Origin of the sequence: Microbacterium sp., from assembly GCF_047971895.1 — a bacterium.
In the GTDB taxonomy this organism is placed as follows: Bacteria; Actinomycetota; Actinomycetes; order Actinomycetales; family Microbacteriaceae; genus Microbacterium.
This window is the reverse complement of sequence record NZ_JBKEAF010000039.1, coordinates 1-5,589: the sequence shown is the minus strand read 5'-3', so window position 1 is coordinate 5,589 and position 5,589 is coordinate 1. Positions and strand designations below refer to the sequence as shown.

Below are 5,589 nucleotides of genomic sequence, written 5' to 3'. Positions count from 1 at the left end.
CCCCGCAGGCCATCGTCGACCAGGGACTCCTCGCCGCAGTGCTCGCCCAGGCCACCGGCATCCCGGACTTCAAGCTCACCGTCGAGGAGTCCAGCCGCCTCGTGTTCATGGAGAAGGCGCTGCAACAGCGTGTCATCTGCCAGGAGGAGGCCGTCGCGGCCCTGTCGCGCACGATCCGCCGCCAGCGCGCGGGCCTGAAGGACCCCAAGCGCCCGTCGGGCTCGTTCATCTTCGCCGGCCCCACCGGCGTCGGCAAGACCGAGATGGCCAAGGCGCTTGCCGAGTTCCTCTTCGACGACGAGGCCGCGCTGATCTCGCTCGACATGTCGGAGTTCGGTGAGAAGCACACCGTGTCGCGTCTGTTCGGTGCCCCTCCCGGGTTCGTCGGCTTCGAAGAGGGCGGCCAGCTCACCGAGAAGGTGCGCCGCAAGCCGTTCTCGGTCGTGCTGTTCGACGAGATCGAGAAGGCGCACCCCGACATCTTCAACTCGCTGCTGCAGATCCTCGAGGAGGGTCGTCTGACGGACGGTCAGGGGCGTGTCGTCGACTTCAAGAACACGGTCATCATCATGACCACCAACCTCGGCTCGTCGGCGATCGCCGGCGGCCCGGTCGGGTTCCAGGTCGAGGGCGACGAGGCCACGTCGTACGAGCGCATGAAGGGCAAGGTCGACGAAGAGCTCAAGCGCAACTTCAAGCCCGAGTTCCTCAACCGCCTCGACGACGTCATCGTGTTCCCGCAGCTGTCGAAGAACGAGCTCGTGCAGATCGTCGACCTCTTCACGACGCGACTGAGCGAGCGACTGCTCGATCGCGATATGACGGTCGAGCTGACGCAGAGCGCCAAGGAGCGCCTCATCGAGATCGGCTTCGACCCGACGCTCGGGGCGCGGCCGCTGCGCCGCGCGATGCAGCGCGAGGTCGAGGACCAGCTGTCGGAGAAGATCCTGCACGGCGAACTGCACGCGGGCGACCATGTGAAGGTCGACGTCAAGGACGGTGCGTTCGTGTTCGAGCACGGCCCCCGCGGAGAGAAGGTCGCCGTCGGTGCGGTGACCGCCGGTGAGATCTCGGCCACGCCCGACCTCGCGGCGAACGCGTAACGGTCGGTCGGGTCGTCGGCGAGCGGTGCCGGGAATAGGCTGGATGTCATGCCCGACGCCGCCGCTACGACGTTCACCATCCGCCCCGCGGTGACCGCCGACGTACGCGGCATCGCCGCGTTGCTCGACCCGTACGTGCAGCGGCGCATCCTGCTCGGCAAGGACCTCGTGGTGCTGTACGAGTCGGTGCAGCAGTTCCTCGTCGCCGAGGACGAGCACGGCCGACTCATCGGCTGCGGCGCACTGTTCGTCATGTGGGAGGACCTGGGCGAGATCCGCACACTCATCGTCGCCGACGACTGGCTTCGCCTGGGTGTCGGGCGCCGCCTGGTCGACGGCCTCGAGCAGCGCGCCCGCACGCTCGGGCTGCGCCGCCTGTTCTGCCTGACGTTCGAGACGGCGTTCTTCACGCGGCGCGGCTTCACGGAGATCGGCGAGCAGGTCGTCGGCCCCGACGTGTACTCGCAGCTCGTGCGCTCGCCCGACGAGGGCGTCGCCGAGTTCCTCGATCTGGCGCACGTCAAGCCGAACACCCTCGGCAACTCGCGCATGCTGAAGATACTCTGAGGGCCCGCGCGGCGCGGGCGCGCCGACCGTGACGAGTGGATGCCGCGGCTTACCCTGGAGGCATGGCCAGCCCGACTCCGCCCCGACCCCGCCGGCACTCCCCGGGCGTGTACCGGCGCCGCCGCATCGTCGTGCTGCTCGTGCTCGTTGCGATCGTCGCCGGCGTGTGGCTGCTGATCGCGCAGCCGTGGAGCAGCGCAGCCGATGCCGGGCAGAGCGCCGCGCCCGCGGCATCCACTCCTCCGGAGCAGCGGACGGCCACCGACCTGCCCGTGCCGAACGGCGACGAGCCCGAACCGGAGCCGACGACCGCCACGGCCGGCCCCGCCCCCAGCCCGGACAGCACCGAGCCCGAGACGGTCGCGTGCGTGCCCGGCGACCTGCTCGTCGAGCCGCTGCTCGATAAGGAGACCTACCGGGCGGACGAGAACCCGAAGCTGTCGATCGCGCTGACCAACACCAGCAGCGAGGACTGCACGCTGAACGTCGGCACGAGCACGCAGCGGTTCACGGTCTCGAGCGGGTCGGACGTGTGGTGGCGCTCGACTGACTGCCAGGCGACGCCTAGCGACCAGATCGTGCTGCTGGCCGCGGGTCAGAAGGTGACGAGCGCGGCCCCGCTGGAGTGGGACCGCACCCGCTCGTCGGTCGCGACGTGCGAGGGCCAGCGGCCCTCGGCACCCGGCGGCGGCGCCTCGTATCACCTCACAGTCGAGATCGCTGGGGCCGAGTCGAACGGGTCGGCGCAGTTCCTGCTCTACTGAGCAGTGCTTCGAGGTTCTGCAGCTTCTCGATCTGGCAGTAGGCGACATCGGCGCCGGCCTTGTGGCCGTCCCACACCAGGGAGGGGTCGCCGGTCTCTTCGAACAGCCGCCGACCCTCCGAGACGGGCAGGTCCCAGCCCCATGCGTCGGTGCCGACGACCCGTGTCGATGTCGGCCGCGGTGACCAGGTGTCCGCTGGGCAGGTGGCGCAGGTCGAGCTTCACCCCGGGTCGGAAGAACCAGTCCAACGGCACCTCGTCGATCGTCCACGCCTTCTCGCCCCCGTTCATCGTGGGGTGGTAGTGCCACGGCGCATCGACGTGCGTGCCCGCGTGGGTGGTCACCGTCAGCGTCTCGGCGGCGAGTCCCTGCCCGTCGGGCAGCTGATCGGGACGGATGCCGTACATCGCCTCCATATCGGCGCGACCGGCGAGGTGGTCCTTGTAGTCGATCCTCGGCCGCAGGAAGGCGGGATCGACGGGGATGATGTCATCCAGCGGCATGGATAGGTCGACGATACGCATGCGGGCTCCTCTGCTCGACCCTTCCATCATCGGTTGCGCCACGATCCTGCGCCTCTGGGGCCGGGACATGTCAGGCATCGATACGCTTGATACACACACCAGCCACACAGGAGCACAGCCATGGCCATCGCGACCATCAACCCGTTCACCGGTCGGACCGAACAGGAGTTCGACGCACACACCGACGAAGAGGTCGAAGAGCGCATCGCACAGGCGCATGCGGCGTATCCGGTGCTGCGCGCCGCGTCGTTCGCCCAGCGTGCGGAGTGGATGAACCGTGCCGCCGAGCTGCTCGAGGAGGACGTCGAGAAGCTCGCCCGCATCATCACGATCGAGATGGGCCGCCCGATCGCGGGTGCCCGCGCCGAGGTGCTCAAGAGCGCCCGCGGCCTGCGCTTCTACGCCGAGAACGCCGAGAGCTTCCTCGCACCCGAGCTGCTCGACGACCCGTCGAAGGTGGGCGCTAGCCAAGCCGGCACCCGCTACGCGCCCATCGGCGTCGTGCTCGCGGTCATGCCGTGGAACTACCCGTTCTGGCAGGTGCTGCGCTTCGCCGGCCCGGCCCTTATGGCCGGCAACACCGGCCTGCTCAAGCACGCCTCCAATGTGCCCCAGGCGGCGATCTACCTCGACACGCTGTTCGATCGCGCAGGGTTCCCGGCCGGTGCCTTCCGCAGCCTGCTGATCCCGGCCTCCCGCGTCGAGAAGGTGCTGCGCGACCCGCGCGTGAAGGCCACCACGCTCACCGGCTCCGAGCCGGCCGGGCGCTCGCTGGCGTCCATCGCCGGTTCCGAGGTCAAGCATGTCGTGCTCGAGCTCGGCGGCTCGGACCCGTTCGTCGTGCTGCCCAGCGCCGACATCGAGAAGGCTGCCACTGTCGCGGTGACCGCACGCAACCAGAACAATGGGCAGTCGTGCATCGCCGCCAAGCGCTTCATCGTGCACGCCGACGTCTACGACGAGTTCACCGGGCTCTTCGCCGAGAAGGTCGCTGCGCTGACGGTGGGCGATCCCCTGGAAGAGACGACGGATGTCGGCCCGCTCGCCACCGAGTCGGGTCGCGACGAGCTCGAGCAGCAGGTCGCCGACGCGGTCGCCAAGGGCGCGCACGTGCGCACCGGCGGCACCGTGCCCGACCGGGCCGGCTGGTTCTATGCGCCGACCGTACTCGAGAACGTCACGCCGGAGATGCGCCTGTACCTCGAGGAGGCGTTCGGGCCCGTGGCATCCGTCTACCGTGCCGCCGACCGCGACGAGGCGCTCGGCCTCGCCAACGGCACCACCTTCGGGCTCAGCTCATCGGTGTGGACGAATGATGCCGACGAGGCGGAGTGGTTCATCGACAACATGGATGCCGGTGCCGTCTTCGTCAACGGCATGACCGCGTCGCACCCCGAGCTGCCGTTCGGCGGGGTGAAGGACTCCGGCGTCGGGCGCGAGCTGGCCGCGGCGGGCATTCGCGAGTTCTGCAACCTGAAGACCGTCTGGCGCGGCTGAGAACGGAGCACGTCGTCCGAATAAACCCGGGTATGCCCGCCGTTTGGCGACATACATCACCGCGACTTTGGCTCTAGGCTGGAGGTAGCTCCCGGAAAACGGGCTCGTCGCTGTGTCCCCAGCAGCGAGAGCCGAGACGTCCCCAGCGTCCGGCATTCGAGCCTCGCGGAGAGCACGAGGGCCCTTTCGAGTCGTCCAATCCCCAATGGAGGACTCGAGAGGGTCCCACCTGTTACGGCGAGCCTGCGGCATTCGATCGCGGGGAGTTCCATGAGCTACCGATCCGTGACCGATAAATCGGTTCGCGGGATGCCGCCCTGCACCGCGTGGAGCGCCCCCAGCAGTGTGTCGGCGAACGAGTCGACGACGTTGCGATAGCCGAGACGGTCGGCCTCGGTGCGGCGCTGCGCCGCCTGCGTGACCGGGCGGACCTCACCGGCCAGGGTCAGCTCTCCGATCGCCGCCGTGCCGGTCGGCAACGGCCGATCGAGGACCGCGGTGGCCACGGCGATGGCGATCGCGAGGTCGGCGGCCGGCTCGCTCAGCCGCACCCCGCCCACCGTCGACACGTACACGTCGTGGTCGGAGACCCTGATGCCGGCGCGTCGCTCCAGCACCGCCAGCACCATGGCCACGCGTGCGCTGTCGACGCCGCTGACCACCCGACGCGGGTTCGGTCCGCCCGTGCGGATCGTGAGCGCCTGGACCTCGACCGGCAGCGCGCGCCTGCCTTCGAGTGCGATCGTCACGCACGTGCCGGCGACCGGCGCGCCACCGCCGAGGAACAGCGCGCTGGGGTCGGGCACCTCGTCGATGCCCGTGCCGGTCATGTCGAAGCAACCCACCTCGTCGGTCGTGCCGAACCGGTTCTTCAGCGCCCGCACGAACCTCAGCGAGGTCTGGCGGTCGCCCTCGAAGTGGCAGACCACGTCGACGAGGTGCTCGAGGATGCGGGGGCCCGCGATCGAGCCGTCCTTGGTGACGTGACCGACGATGATCACCGGCAGCGCGCGCTCCTTGGCAAGGCGGATGAGCGTCGAGGCCACCTCGCGCACCTGACTCGGGTGCCCGGAGACCCCGTCGGACTGCGCGGAGGAAACCGTCTGCACCGAGTCGACGATCAGCAGCTCGGGT

General features: G+C 69.2%; 6 protein-coding genes. 4 read left to right on the top strand and 2 right to left on the bottom strand.

Annotation, left to right across the window (positions count from 1 at the left end; translation table 11 throughout):
* The 3 genes from ACK5IN_RS03845 to ACK5IN_RS03835 form a co-directional block, all read left to right on the top strand.
* Positions 1–1,103 (top strand): AAA family ATPase (locus ACK5IN_RS03845; RefSeq protein ID WP_416894897.1); only part of this gene is annotated, 1,103 nt, incomplete at its 5' end.
* A gap of 48 nt (positions 1,104–1,151) precedes the next feature.
* Complete coding sequence (locus ACK5IN_RS03840) at positions 1,152–1,670, top strand: amino-acid N-acetyltransferase (protein WP_416894896.1); 519 nt, start codon at positions 1,152–1,154, stop codon at positions 1,668–1,670.
* A 62-nt stretch (positions 1,671–1,732) separates the two neighbouring features.
* Complete coding sequence (locus ACK5IN_RS03835) at positions 1,733–2,434, top strand: hypothetical protein (RefSeq protein WP_416894895.1); 702 nt, start codon at positions 1,733–1,735, stop codon at positions 2,432–2,434.
* Here the strand turns inward: ACK5IN_RS03835 and ACK5IN_RS03830 are convergent.
* The gene (locus tag ACK5IN_RS03830; RefSeq protein WP_416894894.1) at positions 2,428–2,958 is read right to left on the bottom strand and encodes a cyclase family protein; all 531 of its coding nucleotides are present in this window, start codon (positions 2,956–2,958) and stop codon (positions 2,428–2,430) included. The genes ACK5IN_RS03835 and ACK5IN_RS03830 overlap by 7 nt on opposite strands.
* A 120-nt stretch (positions 2,959–3,078) precedes the next feature.
* On the opposite strand from ACK5IN_RS03830, the gene ACK5IN_RS03825 reads away from it, so the two are divergent.
* A complete protein-coding gene (locus ACK5IN_RS03825) occupies positions 3,079–4,455 on the top strand; it encodes an NADP-dependent succinic semialdehyde dehydrogenase (RefSeq protein ID WP_416894893.1) in 1,377 nt (458 codons plus the stop codon).
* Between the two features lie 275 nt (positions 4,456–4,730).
* Here the strand turns inward: ACK5IN_RS03825 and ACK5IN_RS03820 are convergent.
* Positions 4,731–5,589, bottom strand: an 859-nt coding sequence (locus ACK5IN_RS03820; RefSeq protein WP_416894892.1) for a magnesium chelatase domain-containing protein, incomplete at its 5' end; no start/stop codon positions are given.

Bases quoted from the DNA above. Each gene is read 5' to 3' on its own strand.
- ACK5IN_RS03840 (WP_416894896.1), top strand. From the start codon at position 1,152: ATGCCCGACGCCGCCGCTACGACGTTCACCATCCGCCCCGCGGTGACC.
- ACK5IN_RS03835 (WP_416894895.1), top strand. From the start codon at position 1,733: ATGGCCAGCCCGACTCCGCCCCGACCCCGCCGGCACTCCCCGGGCGTG.
- ACK5IN_RS03830 (WP_416894894.1), bottom strand. From the start codon at position 2,958: ATGCGTATCGTCGACCTATCCATGCCGCTGGATGACATCATCCCCGTC.
- ACK5IN_RS03825 (WP_416894893.1), top strand. From the start codon at position 3,079: ATGGCCATCGCGACCATCAACCCGTTCACCGGTCGGACCGAACAGGAG.